We start from the raw sequence: 19,723 nt of genomic DNA on the forward strand, positions 1-19,723 counted from the left end.
TTAATGTTGAATATAATATTTGGGCTCTGCAGTGATCCCCCATAAATAAAAAACCTGCGCATTTACCTCAGAATCTTTTACTTCCTTTGCTGAATACCATGAAGCTAGATTACATTTACCGGATAAATGTACTATCTTTTTATCACTGATAGAAAGCATTTCAAGCGAAGCCCTTTGACAGTTTTCAATTCTCAATGAAGGCAGATCAGCGAGTGTAAAAATGAGCATAATTGTAAATATGTAAAATCCCATGTACCTGATCTTTGCAGGTGAATTTGATAAAGCATCAATTAATGATAATGTCGTTCTGGTAAAAATTACAATTAATATTAAAATTACGGGAATAAAATTATCTCTTCGGATGATATTAGGACGAAATTCATAATAGCCGTCTAATGGTAAAACTAACAGATACATACCACAGAATAAACCAAACCACTTCAGAAATTTTAAATTGAAAGCAGGGCTTATTTTTTTCAGGATGATACTATTTATAGTTATTAAGACCATTAAGATCCATAGTCCCGGTTTTCCGAACAGGATGTTTTTCAATCCGGCAGGAATCTTTGCGATTCTTTCAATGAAAGACAATCCGGAAAGATTTCTTTCTGAATTATACAAACTCATGAAATATGAATAGCTGCAAAGGAAAATAAAGAGAATCAGCACAGATAAATATTTTTTATCGGCTTTTATGACAGCAACTATCTTAGAAAGTTCAACTTTAAATATCATTGAACCTGCTAATGCAGTCAGAAATATTGAAATGATCAGAAGCGGGACTTGATTTCCCATGAATGGAATAATAATAGCCAACATGAAATAAAATAAAATACTAAACACGCCCGGCTTTATTTCTCTTTTGAATCCAAAATTCATGATCAAAGGGTAAAGCAGAATCAATACCAAGCCAACGGAAAGAGAATAGTAAACTGTATAGGAAACAGTAGCATCAATTATTCCCATTGTGGAACTATATCCACCTACTTGAAAGAAAATAGTTGCTAAAGCAATAGAGGTTATAAATAAATCATTTTTGAAACCAATCCTGCCTGATGAATATAACCCTATCATCACTACGATCAGTATTTGTATAAATATTTTCAGGAAAGCTGCAGAAAAATATACCGAACTTATCGGAGACAAAAATGATTGTGAGATTAAAGGAACAGTTCTGAAATATTCGTAGATCAATGCCAGCGCAAAAAACCGATTTGGTTCAGAGTAGGTTGTATCGGAAGCGATCATTTCAATGCCACATGGATCCTTCAATACAGCTTTGTATTTTGCTGTCGGAAGAACAATTGAAGTCACATCACCATCAATTGGTGAATTGTAATATTGATTGAAAGAAATTCCAAGATCTGCAACGATAAAAAGTATAAGGAAAAACCTGAGCTTTCCTGAAAGAAAAGGATTATTTGGCGAGCTTAGCATAAATATTCAAGTCGATAAATTTACCATTTTTATATTCGCATTCGCGCCTGCAGCCTTCAAAAACAAATCCGGTCTTTTCAAGTAATTTTATGCACTGTAGATTTTCCGTTTCTGCCACTGCCTCCATTCTATGAAGATTCCAGTTACTGACTGCATATTGAAAAACTAATGGAATCAATTCATTCAAAATGCCTTGTCCCCAGAATTGCGGTAACAGCCAGAATCCCATTTCTGCACAGTAATGCTGCGATTGAAAATGATTGAATCCAATTCCTCCTGCAAAACTATTATCTGACTTTAATCGAATTGCCCACCATTGTCCGGTCCTGTTCTTTTCAAGGTCAATGAACCAATCCATCTGGGCTTTTGTTTCCTCAAGTGACTGGTAACTGATCCCATAGTAACGGATAACCTGCGGATCAGAAAGACCTTTAAAAACATCATTGATATCTTCGGGTCTGAAACTCCGCAATTCGAACTTTTCTGTCTTAAGAATGGTTTCCATTATCAAATAATCAGATAGCAGGAAGAATGTTTAGCTGATATTCTTGATCAGATAATCAGTTCCGTTAAAAGAAACAGTCTCCTTTTTTTTCGCATTCATCATTGCTTTTGCAAGAGGTGCAATAGCTGATATTACCATTATATCGGAATTTTTGATCGTGATCTTTCCCAGAGGGATCGATAGAAATAACATTCCTTTATTTGTTTCAACCAATGCACCTGTACGCACTGACTTTACTTCTTCATCCGGATTGATCGATGCCAGAATTTCAAGTTGTCTGTCGGCTTCATTAAATTGAGTGATCAGCTTTTCCTGTTCGATCTGCATCATAGCTCTTGCCGTTTCATGCTTATCTCCGGCAGAACTCTTAGAGTCATTCTCTGCATCAGATACCAGTTCATTCAATTTATCTTTAAAAGAGTGTACTTTCTCTGTTAAGACTTGCTTGCAATGAATTAAAATTTCGTTTTTTATACTCACGTCTTCTTCTTTAAACCCAACAAATTAAATTTTACTTATTATTTTACCCTACGCATTTTGAAAAAATCTTTCTTGTATCCGTTCGCAGTCGGACCTTCGATAAAAGCGACAAGAGAATCTTTATGCGGGTTTGTATATACTATTTTTTTTGGAAAATCATGTTCCTGGTTTTCAAATGTAAATTCTCCATTCTTAGCTCCTGTAAAAGCAAAATAAACAGGCTCTCCATCATTCTGATTCTGAATACTGGGAATATAAAAGATCTTTCCGTTTTTTATTCTTAATGATATTTCTTCGTAAAAGATCGTATCTATTCCGGCCATATAGATGCTGCTTCCAACAAGAGAACTATCATCGATCCGATTCCAGATCTCAATCATTTTCCCATCAGAAGTACTGTCCATCCATTCTCCTTCCAGCCAGCTGAATTGAGTCAGTCCGTTTTGCTGTTTTGCTTTATTAGTGTCGCAAGACAACATTCCAAGAAAGAAGATAATTGATAGTAGATATTTCATTAAAATTATTTCAAAACAAATGGTATTGATTTCAGGAAGCCTTCCCTGGAAGTAATGTTAACAAAATAAAATCCATCCTGCAAATTCTGTACATCAACTTTAAAATCGGAAGTCGTATCAATTTTTGAATTGAGAACAACTTCTCCCAATAAGTTTACTATTTGCAGTGTGCAATTTGTATGCCCTTGAGGTATTCCATTGATCTCTATAAAATCTGTCGCAGGATTTGGATATAGAACTATTCCATTTATATCAGATAATTGTTGTATATCAGTATTTGTAACATTCACAATCATAACATTCGTATCTGAATAAGAACAATTGTAAGAAACTAATGCAACATCGTACAATCCAACACCGGAAAAATAATGAATAGGATCTTTTAGTGTTGAGTAACTTCCATCATTAAAGTCCCACCGATAACTAACCGAATTAGAGGAGACATTCTCAAATGTAACTGCATTTCCACCAAGGTTCATATAATTATAATTTGACTTTGGATCATAATTTCCAATAAACCAATCTGACATATTATTAAAAACAATATCTTTTGCTGCCTGACGAATCCAATCGACTTTTGGTTGATGAATTCCAAAATCATATGTTATTGTTGTCGGATCCTTTCTGAAAATGCTGGCATAAAAACAACATGCTGCAGCGTAGGATCCTTCAACTGATGGATGACTTTCATCAATCTGATATAATTCTATAGTAGGATAGTTCATGCGAATGTGATTCCATAAAGCTCCAACCGGCGACACGATTGCATTATTATTGAATGCCATTTCGAGATAACGAAGCCGAAGCAAACTATCCATTCCTTCATATGTACATACCGGCGGCCACGATGAACAATTGCTTGCATCTCCGAATTCTCTACCCCATGTCATATAGAAAACCGTTTCAGCACAAGGATTATTCAATGTTATCAGACTATCAAGTTGTCGGGCATAGGGATAAACAGAAATCTGAACTTGTCCCAATGGAAAAGATGGCAACTGACTCTGTTCCTGTAATACAACAAAATCCCAACTTCCCTGATTGATCAATGAGATAGATATAGGATCTGTAAAATGATTTTGCAATGTATGTCCACCCGGTGTATACGACAAATAAGAAAGTGAATCCCCGTTTGATGATGCAATGTTCGAAATTATCTGAGGCAGATCATTTACTTCTGTATAACTGTTTCCTAAAAAAAGCACCCTGAAGGTTGTTGCATTCACACCTTGGTTCAGGCATAATAGTGACAACAATGTTATCACTAACTTAGGAAATTTCATTAATGGGAGATTTTAATGTGGAAGCCAAATATATAAAATTCCCGATACAAAAACAGAAATGTTGATCGTTCTTAATAAGTTATAATTTACTGAATATCAACAGCTCGCAAATTTATTTAATTAGTTAGCTCCTATCAGCTGAATTGTTCCTTTATAAATTATCCCGCTGTCATTCACAACATAATAATAAACTCCATCGCTCGCTTTGGTTCCTTTCTCATCAAAACCTGTCCAGAATCTTTTTTTCGTTCCGGAACTAAACATCTGAATTCCCCAGCGGTTAAAAATGCTGATCTTTGCAGTGACGGGCAGATTTTCAATTTCGAAAATATCATTCTTTCCATCGCCATCCGGAGTGAAGACATTTGGAATTACGTATGGAACAACAGGACATTCACTTCCAACTGTGATCTCTTTCGTGATCGATGCTGATCCATCGGAATTTGTAACTGCTAATGTAACATTGAATTTTCCTTTTGATGGGAAACATATATTTTCCGGATTCTGAAGAATTGAAAATGTAGAATCTGCATTTGAAAATGTCCAGTACCATGAAATTGGTTGATTCAACGACAGATCTGTGAATGAAACACACTGCGAAGTACAGATCGTGTCTTCTGTAAATGTGAAATCTGGAATTGGAAAGATCTGCTGACAGGCAGTTTTGTCTGTGATCAGATTAAGTGGTTCATTTATTAAAGAATCGATTGGCACACTGTTATTATTAGTGATCAAAAGAGTCGGAATAATTTCAGTCAATGTGTCCTGATAGGCTGTGAAAATTACTGTATCCAGATAGCAGGTTATTTCTCCAAAATTGGTTGTCCGGATCAACGCAGCATCACGATAATAGGCTGGCGGGCGGATATCTCCTGTATAGACAAATGCCTGATCTGAAGTTTTGATTATGTCGTATGGATAGTTTGTAAAATTCGGTGAAAAAGGATAACGTCTGCTCCAACGAATACTTCCATCAGAGTTAATTCGCATCATGGCAATATCTCTTTCATCCCAGCCACCAACATCACCTAAGAGCAATGTACTTCCATCGTCATAAGCAATTCCGGTGCGCATAACCTCTCCATTAGAAGTGCCGGCATCATATAATTTTTGGTATTGAATGGTTCCTGTTTTATCTAATTTGAGATGAAACACATCCCACTCTCTTGCGATTGAATATGCACGACCGCTGATAAAAAGTTCTCCTGCGGAATTTGTTGTGAGCACATTGCATTCATCGTCGTAATATGTCTGAAATACTTTCGACCAAATTTCATTACAGGAAGAATCCAGATAACACACAGCAATATCATAGAAGAAGATCGGACTATAACCAACACAATTTCCGGCTATACAAATGTTACCATCAATTGATTCGACGATTGACCATGGATGGATGCCATAGGGTAAAAACAGACTTTTGGACCATCGGATTGAACCATCTTCTTCGAGCCTGACAATATTTGCCTTTGAATAGCTTCCTAAATTATAGTCACCGATTGAACACATGATAAATCCACCGGATGCAGCTTTGAGCAACTTTACCGGACGATCATTTGCTGATAACCTGTATTCTTTTGACCAGAGATCATTTCCTGCTGAATCTGTTTTCAGCAAAAACAAAAAATCATCATTGCCATTTAATGTCGGATTATAGTTTGCGCTTCCAAAGATCAGTATTCCGGAATCTCTTGTTTCGATGACAGTCTGTGGATAGGAATAATTTCCGACTTGTTTATTTTTACTCCATTGTAAAGCTCCATTTACATCGGTTTTTACGAGACATGCCTGAAGATTGATAGTGTTCGTACTTGAAGCTACCGCCAAAATAATTCCTTTGTCAAAACTTTCAACAAGAGAAGTTCCCATATCGCTGTGGATGTTTCCAAAAGTTTTTACAAATGTGCTTTGAGAAAATGATTTGAATGAAAAAAAGAATAGGATTAGGGTGAGTATTCTCTTCATAGTTTTAGCAGTGGTAATCTGGTAGAATTTAAACACTAAGATCACTTAGTTTTCAGCACAAGAGCACAAGAGAAGCTTCACTTATGTGTTCTTGTGACGATTTTTAGTGAACTTAGCGTTTTTAAAAATTAAAGGTAATAATATTTCCAATCAGAAATCCATCATAAATATTCTTACAAAAAAATGACAATTTCCCTTCGAGATGAATTTCAGAATTCCACGACCTCCCCGATCACCGGAATTTCAACCCGTAAATTTAAATCCGTAGCTGATTTTCTGATCCTTTCGACCGGTTCATTCCACGAATGATTCGCCAGTTTAAATTTCCCCCAATGCACGGGAATGAGATATTTTGCTTTCAGATCAATTGCAGCTTGAGTTGTTTGTTCAGGTACCATATGAATATACGGCCAGGCAGTACCGTACTGCGCACAATCCAAAAGAGCAAATTCAAACGGACCGAATTTTTCTCCGATATTTTTAAACTGACTGTCATATCCCGAATCACCACCGAGAAAAATTTTCTTATCTCCGAGATTCAGTACAAACGAACTCCACAACGTATTCGCACGTTTTGTAGTCCTCCCCGAAAAATGCCGTGATGGCGTCGATGTGAATTCAATATTTTCAGTCACACGAAAATTTTCCCACCAATCCAGTTCGACGATTTTGTTTTCTTCAATTCCCCAATATTCTAAATGCGATCCTACACCAAGTGAAGTAATCAATTTTCTTGAATTTTCCTTTCAGCTTTAGAATTGTTTCGTAATCCAGATGATCATAGTGGTCATGAGTGATCAATAAAATATCAATTTGTGGAATGTCTTCAGCCTTGTAAATATCTGCTCCGTCAAACGCTTTCACCATCGATGAAAACGGCGAAGCATGTCCGCTGAAAACAGGATCAACCAGAATTTTAAATCCTTTGTGATTGATGTAGTAAGAAGAATGTCCGAACCAGACCAATGAACTTTTCTCATCTGAAAGTGTGTTGAGATCAGTTTTAACAGACTGTATAGGTGCTGGCGGATACAAGTCTTTTACCTTGCTGAAGAAAAAATCCACCATTATTTTCCGCATTGAAGCACCTTTTAGAATTGCTTCTGTGGGTTCGATGTTTTTGAAGGAGCCATCTTTGTAATTCGGAGAGTTATGGATTCTTTGGAGGCGATTGCCGGATGGGGCTTTGCCGAAGGTTTTTAGCATATGTAGGGGCTGACGGATTTTGGGGCAATTTATTTTATTAGTAAAGACTGCAACTGAAAATTAAAATCCGTTTATCTATAATAATTTTCAGATTAGTATAAAATTGTTCGTTGATTGTCTATCGTAATTACCTTTAAACCACTCCAATTTTGAAATGGAATTCTTAATTGATTTAGCCCTTCATTTGCTCCTTGTGACACATTAATAACCTCTCTTCCCAAAATATCTGTAAGAACAATGGAAATATTCTTCTTTCTATCAGAATAAAAATTCACAATTAAGTCGTTTTCTAAAATTGTTGCACTAAAGAATTTAATATTTTCATTAAGTTCCACATTCGATCCTGCATCAATTAATTTTGTAAGCCAAATATCTTTATCACCATAATTGATATTAAAGTCCCCATCACTAGAAAGAGAACTGGATACTAATACACAAGAGTTAGGTTCATTTTTCAGCACAGCTTTCGCAATATCATTTTCACTTCCTCCTAGCGACTTTCCCCATAATAAATTTCCATAACTGTCTATTTCTGCAACCCATGCATCGTAGCCACCGTGATTTCCTACAACATATATACTGTCATTGCTCACTGACCATCCAGTGAAAATTATTCCATCATTATCGGTCTTATTTGCATTAAAAGAATAATCCAAACCACTACCACCATAACATTTATCCCAAAGAATATTTCCGCTCAAATCAGATTTAAATATCCATATATCACTAAATCCCATAGCACCGTGCACATCACCATCATTTGAATTGCTTGTACCTACGACATAAAAAGTTTCGTTTAAACCAGCTATTACTTTACATGCTTGATCAACTCCAGATCCGCCAAATGATTTTGTCCATAGTACAGAACCAGATGTTGATATTTTCGCTACTGCAATATCGGAACCTCCATGATAGTTTGTAAATGAAGTTTGAGAAACTCCTGCCAATAAAAAACTGGAATCATCCAACTGACAACAACTATAACCATCATCGAATAAAGAACTTCCAATACACACGTTCCAGTCAATATTCCCTATTGAATCTAATTTAACCGCCCAATAGTCAATATCACCATGGAATCCAGACACATCCCCATCATTGCTTTCAGTTTTTCCAATTACTAGATAACCTCCATCAAATGTTTGAATAGCATCTCTCATCTCATCGTATTCTGTACCACCTAAACATTTTTGCCAGATAATATTTAAATTTGAGTCGACTTCTACAATCCAGAAATCGCGTGTTCCGACTAAGGGATTCTGAGGCCACACATGATTTCCTGAAACATGACCATCTATTGAAGAAGTAGATCCAGTGAATACAATGTTGCCATTATCCTTTTGAAATATTCTACAACCATATTCACCAGATGTTCCTCCAAAACTTTTGTCCCAAATTTTATTTCCCAAACTATCTGTTTTTACAATCCAGATATTTAGAGAACCAGGTGCACCTATATGACCTGAAATATCACCATCATTAGAGGTTTCCGTTCCCATAATGAAGTATCCATCCATATATGATTTATCTTTAATTAGTGATGTTGGATAGTCTTCATTGCTTCCACCAAAATGCGTGCTCCAGTCAATATTATATACTTGAGAATATAAGTTGTTTAGGAAGAGAAATTGCAGTGCAAAGACAATTATTGTTTTCATTACTCTAATTTAATAAAATTTACGTCTGTTGTTTTCGGTTTTTAAAAATATTTCCCAAGTTTCAGACTTCTTATTAATTTCAATTGAGGTTCCAGAATAAAAAAATTCAAATACTTTTTTTTACCTAACAAATCGAGAAATTTCTTGAAATTTTGTATCTGCTTTTTACAATGATTTGAATTACTCCTTGTTCAGGTGCGACCTCTCCGAGGTCGGGGTTTACGGCGTATTCTTTTTTCTACCAAGATGTGACCCTTCCAGGGTCAGCGGTCCACAAATTGCAAAATTATTTGCGATTGTTTATTAATTTACAAAGAATCAAATAAAATGAAATCGGACTTCAATTTTTTATGTTGATGTCAAAATATTACATAAGCATGTGCTACCTCTACGAGGTCGAGGTTTTCGGCGTATTCTTTATTTTTCCAATTTGTGACCCTTCCAGGGTCAGCGGTCCACAAATTGCAAAATTATTTGCGATTGTTTATTAATTTACAAAGAATCAAATAAAATGAAATCGGACTTCAATTTTTTATGTTGCTGTCAAAATATTACATAAGCATGTGCTACCTCTCTGAGGTCGGGGTCTACGGCGTATTCTTTTTTCTACCAATGTGTGACCCTTCCAGGGTCAGCTATTTAGAAGATGCTTGCTAATTTGCAAGTTAGTGTTGAATAAATTCTTTTTGAGGTGATTCTTTGCTATCAAATAAGTTGGGGTGTAGTCTGTAGACTACACCCCAACTTATTTATACTCTGCACCAACTTGTTTATTTCAAAACTGAATTTCTCCCCGCTCTATCTGCTGCACTATCGATTCAATCGTTTTATCATCGCCGATCGGGTCGTATTTGCCTTTAAGATCATGTCCGAAAAGTTTGGCCATTCCTTGAGCGAAGAATGCATTCATGGAACCTTTGAGGTCTTTTATTAATTCATAGGAACTGTGACCGGTTTCTCTGTCGATGAGTTTGATGAGTACTTTTCCCTGGTTGACGCTTAATTTTTTTAATTGATCTTCGAAATCTTTGCGGACTTGTTCTTCTACTCCTTTTCTGTATTTTCTTTTCTCTCTGTCGGTTTTCATAGTCGACATCTTCGAATTCATTTCATTCAGTTTGACAGCTGCTAATCGCGCATATGGATAAACTTTGATGACATTAAAACGCAAACGATAATAGGCCTGGAGATTCTTTAAATAATCGGGGCCCTCTGCTTCTACTGTTACTAAATGTAAATTGACCACATAAATAGTGTCTTCCTCTTCAATGATGTAAGGCAACATTTTTCCTTTTAGCGTGTCTTGTGAAAAAGCGGAAACTGAAGCAAGGATGCTAAGTAGAAAGATTATAAAAACGCCTGATTTTTTCATTTTTCGGAGTATTCCAACAAACGTGCCTAATCGTTATTTCTCAGACGGTTTTGTTTCCACATGGAAACGGATTGAGTGGCTGTTTGATTGTTTGCAGTGGCTTTTATTCCTTTCTGCATCGTTTTTACGGCCAATAAAGCAGCTATTTTCATTTCATCTTCAGCCGATGCTTTCGCTGAACCGGGAACAAAATATTTTTTTACAAAATGCGTATCAAAATTTCCACTGATAAATGCTTCATGATTCATTACAAACCGGCAAAAAGGCAAAGTCGTTTTTACTCCACTGATCTGATAGTCGTCGATCGCACGGATCATTCTGTCGATCGACTCTTTTCTGTCTTTGCCGTATGTGATCAACTTAGCAATCATCGGATCATAATAGATCGGAATTTCCATTCCTTCTTCATAGGCATCATCACATCGTACGCCCGGACCTTGTGGAGCTTTGTAAGATTGCAGTGTTCCGATATCAGGTAAAAAATTATTTTCAGGATCTTCTGCATACACACGGATCTCCATTGCATGTCCTAAAATTTTCAGGTCTTCCTGTTTGAATGAAAGTTTCTCTCCTCTTGCAACCTTGATCTGTTCTTTTACAAGATCAAGTCCTGTGATATATTCTGTGACCGGATGTTCTACCTGCAAGCGGGTATTCATTTCAAGAAAATAAAAATTCAGATTTTCATCTAATAAAAATTCAACTGTTCCTGCACCGAAATATTTACAAGCCTTAGCAACCTGCACAGCACAGCGACCCATTTCTTCGCGGATCTTTTCGGTCAGAACCGATGAAGGTGCTTCTTCAATTACTTTCTGATGTCGACGCTGTACACTGCATTCTCTTTCGAAAAGATGTACAACATTTCCGTGTGTATCACCTAACACCTGGATCTCTATATGTCGTGGTGAGCCCACATATCTTTCTATGAAAACTGCACCATCACCAAAACTTGAGATCGCTTCGCTGACAGCAAGTTTCATCTGCTCTTCAAACTCTTCTTTATTCTGAACGATGCGCATACCTTTTCCACCACCGCCCGCAGATGCTTTAATCAAAATCGGAAAACCAATTTTCTCTGCGATCAACTTTGCTTCATTCACATCATCAATTGCTTTTGCAGTGCCCGGTACTAATGGAATATTATGCGATTCTGCCGTTGCTTTTGCAGCGAGTTTACTTCCCATCATGCGCATTGAATCACCCGTCGGACCAACAAAAATAATTCCCGAAGCTTTTACCAGATCAGCGAATGCTGCATTCTCAGAAAGAAAACCATAACCGGGATGAATGGCATCAGCACCTGTATCTTTAGCGGCTTTGATAATATTCTCCATCACCAGATAACTCTGCGATGAAGGCGCCGGACCAATACAAACCGCTTCATCAGCATACCGAACATGCAATGCATTTCTATCTGCTTCCGAAAAAACAGCAACCGTCTTAATCCCCATCTCCCGCGCTGAACGCATTACCCGGATGGCGATCTCGCCGCGGTTAGCTATTAGTAGTTTTTTCATTTTTATCTAGTTGGTGAGTGGTAATTAGTGAGTAGTGAGTAGCACTGTTTTCAATCCTTTCAACTGGATGCTTCGATCGACTGTATTGGTGAGTATTAATTGGTAAGTAGTAATTAGTGAGTGGTGAATAGCAAAGTATACGAGATGTTAGAACGGTTATTATGCTTGACCTTTGACCTCTGACCTTTGACCTATTTTTTTACTTCCTTGAAACTTCATTTACTTCTTAACAGAATGATACCCTATCAACCGATACACAAGTTTCGCCAACGTAGACTCCGACAGAATGCTTCCTTCAATCGGTGCACATTTCAGAACATCAAATCCGATCACTTCTCTTTCTGCGAAAACTCTGCGGAGAAATTGTAAAGTCTCAGACCAGAATAATCCGTTTGGTTCTGCTGTACCTACTGCAGGCATGATAGACGGATCAAATCCATCGGCATCAATTGAAAGGTACACATGTTTTGGTAAACATGCAATTGCTTTATCCATCCACTTGTCGTCTTTACGGATCTGATGTGCGTAAAAAGTATTGATGATATCTGACGACTTGATAAGATCTGCTTCTTCTTTGCATTGAGCGCGGATACCGATCTGTACCAGTGGAACAGTCATATCGTGCACACGTTTCATCACTGAAGCGTGAGAATAAATATTATCGTGATACGATTCACGGAGATCAGAGTGTGCATCGATCTGCAGCACTGCCATTTCCGGATATTTTCTTCTGTGCGCACGGACAAAACCATTTGTTACCGTATGTTCAGCTCCCAATGAAACAACATATTTTCCGGCATTGATGTGCTTTGTTGTTTCTTCATCGATCAGGATCATTGCTGCTTCATCGACCTTCGTACCGAAATCCATTTCTTCCATCGTCACAATTCCTCCATTACGATAGCTTTCAGCATCGAGCTCTTCATCATAGAATTCAACAAAATGAGAAGCACTCACAATTGCTGCAGGACCTTTTGCTGATCCTTCAAGGTAAGAGGAAGTATGTTCGTATGGTACTTGCTGGATGACGTACTTTGCAGTTTGATAGTCGGTTTCGTCCGGAAGGGCCAGAAAGCCGTCTGCGGCGGGGAGTTGGTTCATTATTTTCAGGTCAAGGGTCAAAGGTCAAGGGTTAGTTTGGCCGGTACTTATTTTGATATTTTATTTTATAGGTAACTTTTTTATGGTAGTAAGGTCAAAGATCAAGGGTCAAAGATCATTCGTGTTTTCTGACCTTTGACCCTTGACCTTTGACCTCTAAAAATTTACTTCTTAAGTACTGTATTCACCAGATCCGCTGCTTCTTTCAACTGTATAGCTGAGAAAACTTTCAATCCACTTTCGTCGATGATCTTTTTGGCTTCAACTGCATTTGTTCCCTGTAATCTTACGATGATTGGAACCGGAATTTCTCCGATATTTTTATAAGCATCAACAATTCCCTGCGCAACTCTGTCGCAACGAACGATACCACCAAAGATGTTCACTAATATTGCTTTTACATTCGGATCTTTCAGAATGATCCGGAATGCCTGCTCAACACGTGCTGCATTTGCTGTACCACCTACGTCTAGAAAGTTAGCAGGCTCTCCGCCGGCAAGCTTGATGATATCCATCGTAGCCATTGCAAGTCCGGCGCCATTCACCATGCAACCGACATTACCGTCCAGTTTTACATAGTTCAGATTATGCTCGCCTGCTTCTACTTCTGTTGCATCTTCTTCGGTAACATCACGCATTGCAAGGTAATCAGGATGACGGAACAATCCGTTTTCGTCAAAGTTTACTTTTGCATCAACTGCAATGATCTTATCATCTGAAGTTTTAAGAACAGGATTGATCTCAAACATCGATGCATCAATTGAATCGTATGCTTTATAAAGTGAAGCAATGAATTTTGTCATTTGCTTAAAAGCTTCTCCACTCAGGCCAAGATTGAAAGCGATCTTTCTTGTTTGAAATCCCTGAAGCCCTACAGAAGGATCGATCTCTTCTTTGTGAATCAGATGCGGATTGTGTTCTGCAACTTCTTCTATGTCCATTCCACCTTCTGTCGAATACATGATGATATTTCTACCAGTCTGACGATTCAGAAGTACGCTTACATAAAACTCTTTCGTTGGAGATGCACCCGGATAATAAACATCCTGAGCTACTAATACTTTGTTTACTTTCTTTCCCTGCGGACCGGTTTGCGGAGTGATGAGATTCATTCCGATAATATTGGTCGCTCTTTCTTTTACTTCATCAAGACTTTTGGCAAGCTTCACGCCACCGCCTTTTCCACGGCCACCAGCATGGATCTGAGCTTTGATCACCCACCAGTTGGTTCCGGTAGTTTTTGTTAACTCTTTCGCGGCTTCAACTGCTTGTTCAGGAGTATCTGCAACGATTCCTTCCTGAATGCCTACACCAAATGATTTTAAAATCGATTTTCCTTGATATTCGTGAATATTCATGTGATAGTATTAGTAAACAATGTCAACATGGCATTGCGGCCACAAAAATAAAATTTTTAAGCTATCGGAGGGGAAATATTTAAGAAATGTGGATATATTATTAAGATTGGAGGATTTTAGGATTGAAGGATTAAGAGTTGTCTAGGTTATCGGTTTTATGGGGTTAGGGTGTTTCATATTATCTGGCACTACTTAAACACTTTAAACCAAAATTCTTCCAAGCCTCAAACTTTACTGATTTAAGTAAGTCTTTTTAATAAACTTCACATGGTGACGTTCATGAACCAGCACCATATAGATCAAAGCCCTGATGCTTACTTCTGCTCCATTTGCAATTCCTACATCATCCAGGCTGTTCTGATCCATATTCATGATCATATGAACCGTTGATTGCCGGACAGCATACAATTCTTCTCCAATATCCTTTAATGTTCTTGTTGAATAATTGCTGTTTCTGACGTAATCATTTTCTTCAAATCCGGGCAATGCTTGCCTCTCACCACGCATAAAACATAAGATCCGGTATGTTAGAATTCGTTCAGTATCCAGGATATGCCCCAGCACTTCCTTAACAGACCATTTTCCTTCCTGATACCGGTTATCACCTTGCTTTTCGGGAAGCGATTTTATAAATTGGTGGGTAAGTTCACCTTGTGCTACCAGTCCTTTGAACATATCATTTTCCATGATATGCTGGCGGTAAGATTCATAGTAATCGCTGATAGTACCTTGTGCTGGTGGAAGAATTGGTGTGGCCATGTTGTAACTTTTGTTGATGCAATATAGCTTAAATATTTTTCTGCTGAGACTCTTAACTTTTCATTAACCGCAAATATATCGGCAGTTTATTACGTTTGTCTATCTACTCGAAAAACAGATGCATAAGTATCTTTTGCTACTTGCCATTTTATTTTTTTCATATTCTTCGCAAGGAGAAACAGTTCCTAAAACATATCAGGCAACTGCAGCATCCGGAGAAATTAAGATCGACGGTGAGCAAAATGATGAAGCATGGAGTTCTGCAATTATTGCCGGTGATTTCATACAACTCGAACCAGTGGAAGGAGCTCCGGTTACCCAGACAACAGAGGTTAAAGTAATTTATGACAATACTGCTGTCTACGTATTTGCTCAGATGCACGACTCGCACCCTGATAGTATCTTACATGAATTAGGAAACCGCGATGAAGGGCTCGATCTGAATGCAGACGGATTTCGGTTTGCTATCGATCCATACAATAAACGTCAGAGTGGTTATGTTTTTGTTGTTACTGCCTCAGGTGTACAGACAGAATATCTGGATGATGATATTACTTTCGATGCTGTATGGCAAAGTGCTGTGAAGATCACTTCTACCGGTTGGACAGCAGAGATGAAAATTCCTTATTCTGCAATTCGTTTTCCGTCTACACAAAGTCAGACATGGGGATTGCAATTTGCCAGATCGATCCGAAGAAATCGTGAATACGATCAGTGGACATTAACTCCGAAAGAGATCCAGAATAAAATGTTGTACTGGGGAACGATGACGGGAATTCATGATATAAAGCCTCCGGTTCGATTAACACTGACTCCTTATTTTTCTGTCTATGCCGACAGAGCTCCCAGATTTGAAAATGGATTTCAGACAGGTTACGACAATTCATTTGGATATGCCGGTGGTGCTGATCTGAAATATGGTATTGATGAAAGGTTTACTGTCGACATGACCTTACTTCCGGATTTCAGTCAGGTTCAAAGTGACAATAAGGTCAAAAATCTTTCCGCTTTTGAAACGATCTATGATGAAAAGAGGCCGTTCTTTAAGGAAGGAACTACTCTTTTTTCCAAAGGAAATTTATTCTATTCCAGAAGGATCGGTGAAACTCCCGGACTCTTTTATGATGTTCCATACTTACTCGAAGAAGGAGAAGTTCTTGAAAAGAATCCCGATAAGGCCCGGCTGGTCAATGCAACTAAATTATCAGGTAGAACTGATAAAGGATTGGGAATAGGTATTTTAAATGCTGTTACCGCAAACACTTATGCACGCATAAAAAAGGCTGATGGAACCTATAGGGAGTTAATTACTGAACCGCTGACGAACTTTAATATTGTCGTTCTGGATCAGCAATTGAAGCATAATAGCAATGTTTCATTGATAAATACAAATGTAACCAGAGAGGGAAAAGCAAGAGATGGAAATGTTACAGCATTGCGGGGAGCTTTTCAGGACAAGAAAAATACTTTTCAGATCTCGGGAGCAGGAAACCTGACTCATATTACTCAATGGTCACAGACTAAAAATGTGAAAGACGGGTATCTATATTTTGTTGGTTTCGATAAGATCAAAGGCGTTTCTCAATACGGTATTTCTTATGAGGGAGCCAATAAGAATTTTGACAAAAATGATCTGGGCTATAATTTTTATAGTGATTATACTTCATTGAATGCCTACTGGACAGTTCAGGCTTTTAATCCATTCTGGAAATATTTTAAGCAAGGCAACATTACACCTTTCATCAATCGAAGCGGACGTTTGAGTTTAAATAACAAGATGACCGACATAACTCTTGGAATGAATTTCTTCTTACTCTTCAATAATAACTGGTCTATCTATAGTGAATTTGGTACTGCCCTGGCTGATGCATTTGACTATTATGAGCCACGGGTTGAGGGTCGTTTTTGCAGAGTACCCGGATCACATTATGGAAGTATAAACTGGACTACCAACTACAATAAAAAACTTGCATTTGATTTTGGTGGCAGATTTAATTTCATTGATGAATGGAATTACGCTTCTGCAGGATATTATGTTAACCCAATTATCCGGGTGAGTGATAAAATGTCTATCCGTATAGAACATTATCTCGATGTTTATGAAAACGACAGAGGCTTCATCGATTACAACACTGATGAAAACAGTATCTTCTATGGTGGTCGTGATATCATTACCATCACGAATGCAATTACAAGTCGATACTTGTTCAAGAATGATATGAGCCTTTCACTAACCGGCCGTCACTACTGGTCAGAAGGAAAGTATAAAGATTACTTTCAGTTAATGGGCGATGGCGAACTAATTCCAAGAGAACATAATGAGCTGACAGACTATGATTTTAACAGCAATTACTTTACTGTAGATGTCGTGTATAACTGGCAATTTGCTCCGGGCAGTTCTTTCATTGCAACATTTAAAAACATCATCCTGCTCGATGACAATCAGACACATTATGATTACTTCCGGAACTTCAACAGAACGCTTTCCTCTCCACAAACAAATTCTATTTCGTTGAAGTTTTTGTACTATCTGGATTATCAGTATTTTGTTAAAAATAAGTTCAAGGTTCAAAGTTCAAGGTTCAAAGTTGGCTTCGTAGCAACCTACGAAGCCAACTTTAAACCTTGAACTTTGAACCTTGAACTAATTAAAATTGCTACCTTCGCGACGACAAATAAATTTTAACTTTCAAATGGACGATCATCCATGGTTACCGCTGAAGAGAAAGAATTGCTGGCTGAAAGGCTGGTTTCGGGCAATTTATATAAGCTGAAGCATTTAAGTGCCATGGTTCAGCCTGAGGAATTGGCTGAACTGATCAATGATTCCAAAGAAATAGATTTTATTAAAATTTTTCAGGTTCTGGATGCCGAAAAGGCCATCAAGACCTTTGAGAACCTTGACTTCGACAAACAAATGGAGCTCCTACGCTCCTATTCTGTTGAGCAAGTCGCAGCTACGTTAAATCAGATCAGTCCTGATGACCGGACAGCACTCTTCGAAAAACTTCCCGAAGAAACCTTGCAGCATTATCTGTCGCTTCTGACAGACGAAGAGCGCAAGACAACAAAAGCACTTTTACTTTATCCGGAAGACAGTATCGGGCGTCTGATGACTCCTGATTTCATTTCTGTGAAAGAAGACTGGACTGTTCAACAAGTGCTCGATTATATCCGCAAAAATGGAAACGACAGCGAGACGATCAGTAATATTTATGTGACCGATGCAAAAGGTTTTCTGATCGATGATATAAAAGTCCGTGATTTTTTACTTGCACCACTCGACAAAAAAGTCAGCGATCTGATGGACCGCCAGTATGTAAATCTGAATGCCCGCGACGATCAGGAGGTTGCCATTGATATATTCAAGCAAACAAATAGAATGGCTTTGCCCGTGACAGATTTCAACGGCTTGCTGATTGGAATAATTACGATCGATGACGTTGTCGATGTCATTGAAGAAGAAGATACAGAAGATATCCAGAAGTTCGGAGGTACAGAAGCTCTCGATGAACCTTATCTGAAAGTTTCGCTACCAAAAATGATCCGCAAAAGAGCAGGCTGGTTAGTTGTTCTCTTCTTTGGAGAAATGCTCACTGCAAGTGCAATGGGCTTCTTTAATGATGAATTGAATAAAGCAGTTGTACTTACTCTCTTTGTACCATTGATCATTTCCAGTGGCGGTAATAGCGGTTCACAGGCTGCAACACTTATCATTCGCGCAATGGCATTGGGAGAAGTTACCTGGCTAAACTGGTGGCAGGTCATTCGCCGGGAAGTGATGTCAGGATTAGCACTTGGTTCTATTCTGGCTGTGATCGGTTTCCTTCGGATTTCTATCTGGTCCACATTCACTGATATATACGGCCCCTACTGGTTTCTGATCGGACTTACCGTTTCATTTACATTGATCGGAGTTGTTCTCTGGGGAACATTAGCCGGCTCCATGATCCCAATGCTTTTGAAAAAACTCGGAAGAGATCCTGCTGTTTCTTCTGCACCATTCATCGCAACGTTAGTCGATGTAACGGGGTTGATACTTTATTTTTCGCTGGCGTATTTGTTGTTGAAAGGGACTTTGCTATAGGTTTAGCAGAAAAAAAAACACCTAGGACACAAGTTCACAAAGACCATGGAATTTTATGTCAATTTTCGACGAATTCATTTACGAAATACGTTTTAAGATCTAAAAATATTCCGTGCACTTTTGTGAATGAAGGGTTAAAAGGGGGGGCCCCCCCCCCCCCTAAATTTTTTTTTTCTGGAAAAATTGTTAAAAAATACGGGGCCGCGGCAACCGCCCGGGGGCGCGGGGGGGAAAACCCGCCCGGGCTCCTCCCCCCTCTTGTAAAAAAAAACTTCCCCGGGGGCTCTGGGGACGGTTTGTGGCGGGGGCGACCCTTTTTGCGCGGGCAGTGGGGGGGGGCGTGGGGCGGGGGGGGAAAAGGGGGGGGGGGGGGGGGGGGGGGGGTGGGGCGCCGGGGGGGGGGGGGGGGGGGGCGGGTGGGGGGGGGGGGCCGGGGGGCGGGGGGGGGGGGGGGGGGGGGGGGAGGGGGGGGGGGGC

14 protein-coding genes and 1 pseudogene are annotated in these 19,723 nt (G+C 38.6%); 2 read left to right on the top strand and 13 right to left on the bottom strand.

The features are described from left to right. The 13 genes and pseudogenes from IPL24_01990 to IPL24_02050 form a co-directional block, all read right to left on the bottom strand. On the bottom strand, positions 1–1,437 hold the full coding sequence (locus tag IPL24_01990; GenBank protein MBK8362475.1) for a hypothetical protein: 1,437 nt from the start codon (positions 1,435–1,437) through the stop codon (positions 1–3). Then, positions 1,418–1,942: a GNAT family N-acetyltransferase gene (locus tag IPL24_01995; protein ID MBK8362476.1), complete on the bottom strand. Its 525-nt coding sequence runs from the start codon at positions 1,940–1,942 to the stop codon at positions 1,418–1,420. The genes IPL24_01990 and IPL24_01995 overlap by 20 nt, the downstream gene beginning before the upstream one ends. Before the next feature lie 30 nt (positions 1,943–1,972). Continuing rightward, entirely contained in the window at positions 1,973–2,422 is a 450-nt protein-coding gene (locus IPL24_02000) for a hypothetical protein (GenBank protein MBK8362477.1), read from the bottom strand. A 38-nt stretch (positions 2,423–2,460) separates the two neighbouring features. Next, positions 2,461–2,937: a hypothetical protein gene (locus IPL24_02005; GenBank protein MBK8362478.1), complete on the bottom strand. Its 477-nt coding sequence runs from the start codon at positions 2,935–2,937 to the stop codon at positions 2,461–2,463. Between the two features lie 5 nt (positions 2,938–2,942). Further along, positions 2,943–4,220: a T9SS type A sorting domain-containing protein gene (locus tag IPL24_02010; GenBank protein ID MBK8362479.1), complete on the bottom strand. Its 1,278-nt coding sequence runs from the start codon at positions 4,218–4,220 to the stop codon at positions 2,943–2,945. Positions 4,221–4,340: 120 nt separating this feature from the next. After that, entirely contained in the window at positions 4,341–6,185 is a 1,845-nt protein-coding gene (locus IPL24_02015) for a gliding motility-associated C-terminal domain-containing protein (protein MBK8362480.1), read from the bottom strand. 209 nt (positions 6,186–6,394) lie between these two features. Then, a pseudogene (locus IPL24_02020) lies at positions 6,395–7,391 on the bottom strand (MBL fold metallo-hydrolase). Between the two features lie 92 nt (positions 7,392–7,483). After that, positions 7,484–9,049 carry a hypothetical protein gene (locus tag IPL24_02025; protein ID MBK8362481.1) on the bottom strand — a complete coding sequence of 522 codons (1,566 nt, stop codon included), beginning with the start codon at positions 9,047–9,049 and terminating at the stop codon, positions 7,484–7,486. 775 nt (positions 9,050–9,824) lie between these two features. Next, complete coding sequence (locus tag IPL24_02030; GenBank protein ID MBK8362482.1) at positions 9,825–10,421, bottom strand: DUF4294 domain-containing protein; 597 nt, start codon at positions 10,419–10,421, stop codon at positions 9,825–9,827. Between the two features lie 26 nt (positions 10,422–10,447). Continuing rightward, the gene (gene accC / locus IPL24_02035; GenBank protein ID MBK8362483.1) at positions 10,448–11,941 is read right to left on the bottom strand and encodes an acetyl-CoA carboxylase biotin carboxylase subunit; all 1,494 of its coding nucleotides are present in this window, start codon (positions 11,939–11,941) and stop codon (positions 10,448–10,450) included. 219 nt (positions 11,942–12,160) lie between these two features. Then, the gene (gene speB, locus IPL24_02040; protein ID MBK8362484.1) at positions 12,161–13,042 is read right to left on the bottom strand and encodes an agmatinase; all 882 of its coding nucleotides are present in this window, start codon (positions 13,040–13,042) and stop codon (positions 12,161–12,163) included. Between the two features lie 164 nt (positions 13,043–13,206). Further along, a complete protein-coding gene (gene sucC / locus IPL24_02045; protein ID MBK8362485.1) occupies positions 13,207–14,400 on the bottom strand; it encodes an ADP-forming succinate--CoA ligase subunit beta in 1,194 nt (397 codons plus the stop codon). Between the two features lie 231 nt (positions 14,401–14,631). Continuing rightward, positions 14,632–15,159: a DinB family protein gene (locus tag IPL24_02050; GenBank protein MBK8362486.1), complete on the bottom strand. Its 528-nt coding sequence runs from the start codon at positions 15,157–15,159 to the stop codon at positions 14,632–14,634. A gap of 118 nt (positions 15,160–15,277) precedes the next feature. Between IPL24_02050 and IPL24_02055 the strand changes: the two genes are divergently transcribed. Next, a complete protein-coding gene (locus IPL24_02055; GenBank protein MBK8362487.1) occupies positions 15,278–17,788 on the top strand; it encodes a carbohydrate binding family 9 domain-containing protein in 2,511 nt (836 codons plus the stop codon). Between the two features lie 78 nt (positions 17,789–17,866). Continuing rightward, complete coding sequence (gene mgtE, locus IPL24_02060; GenBank protein MBK8362488.1) at positions 17,867–19,246, top strand: magnesium transporter; 1,380 nt, start codon at positions 17,867–17,869, stop codon at positions 19,244–19,246. The last annotated feature ends 477 nt before the right edge of the window (positions 19,247–19,723 follow it).

It is taken from the genome of Bacteroidota bacterium (genome assembly GCA_016711505.1).
Classification (GTDB): Bacteria; Bacteroidota; Bacteroidia; order AKYH767-A; family 2013-40CM-41-45; genus JADKIH01.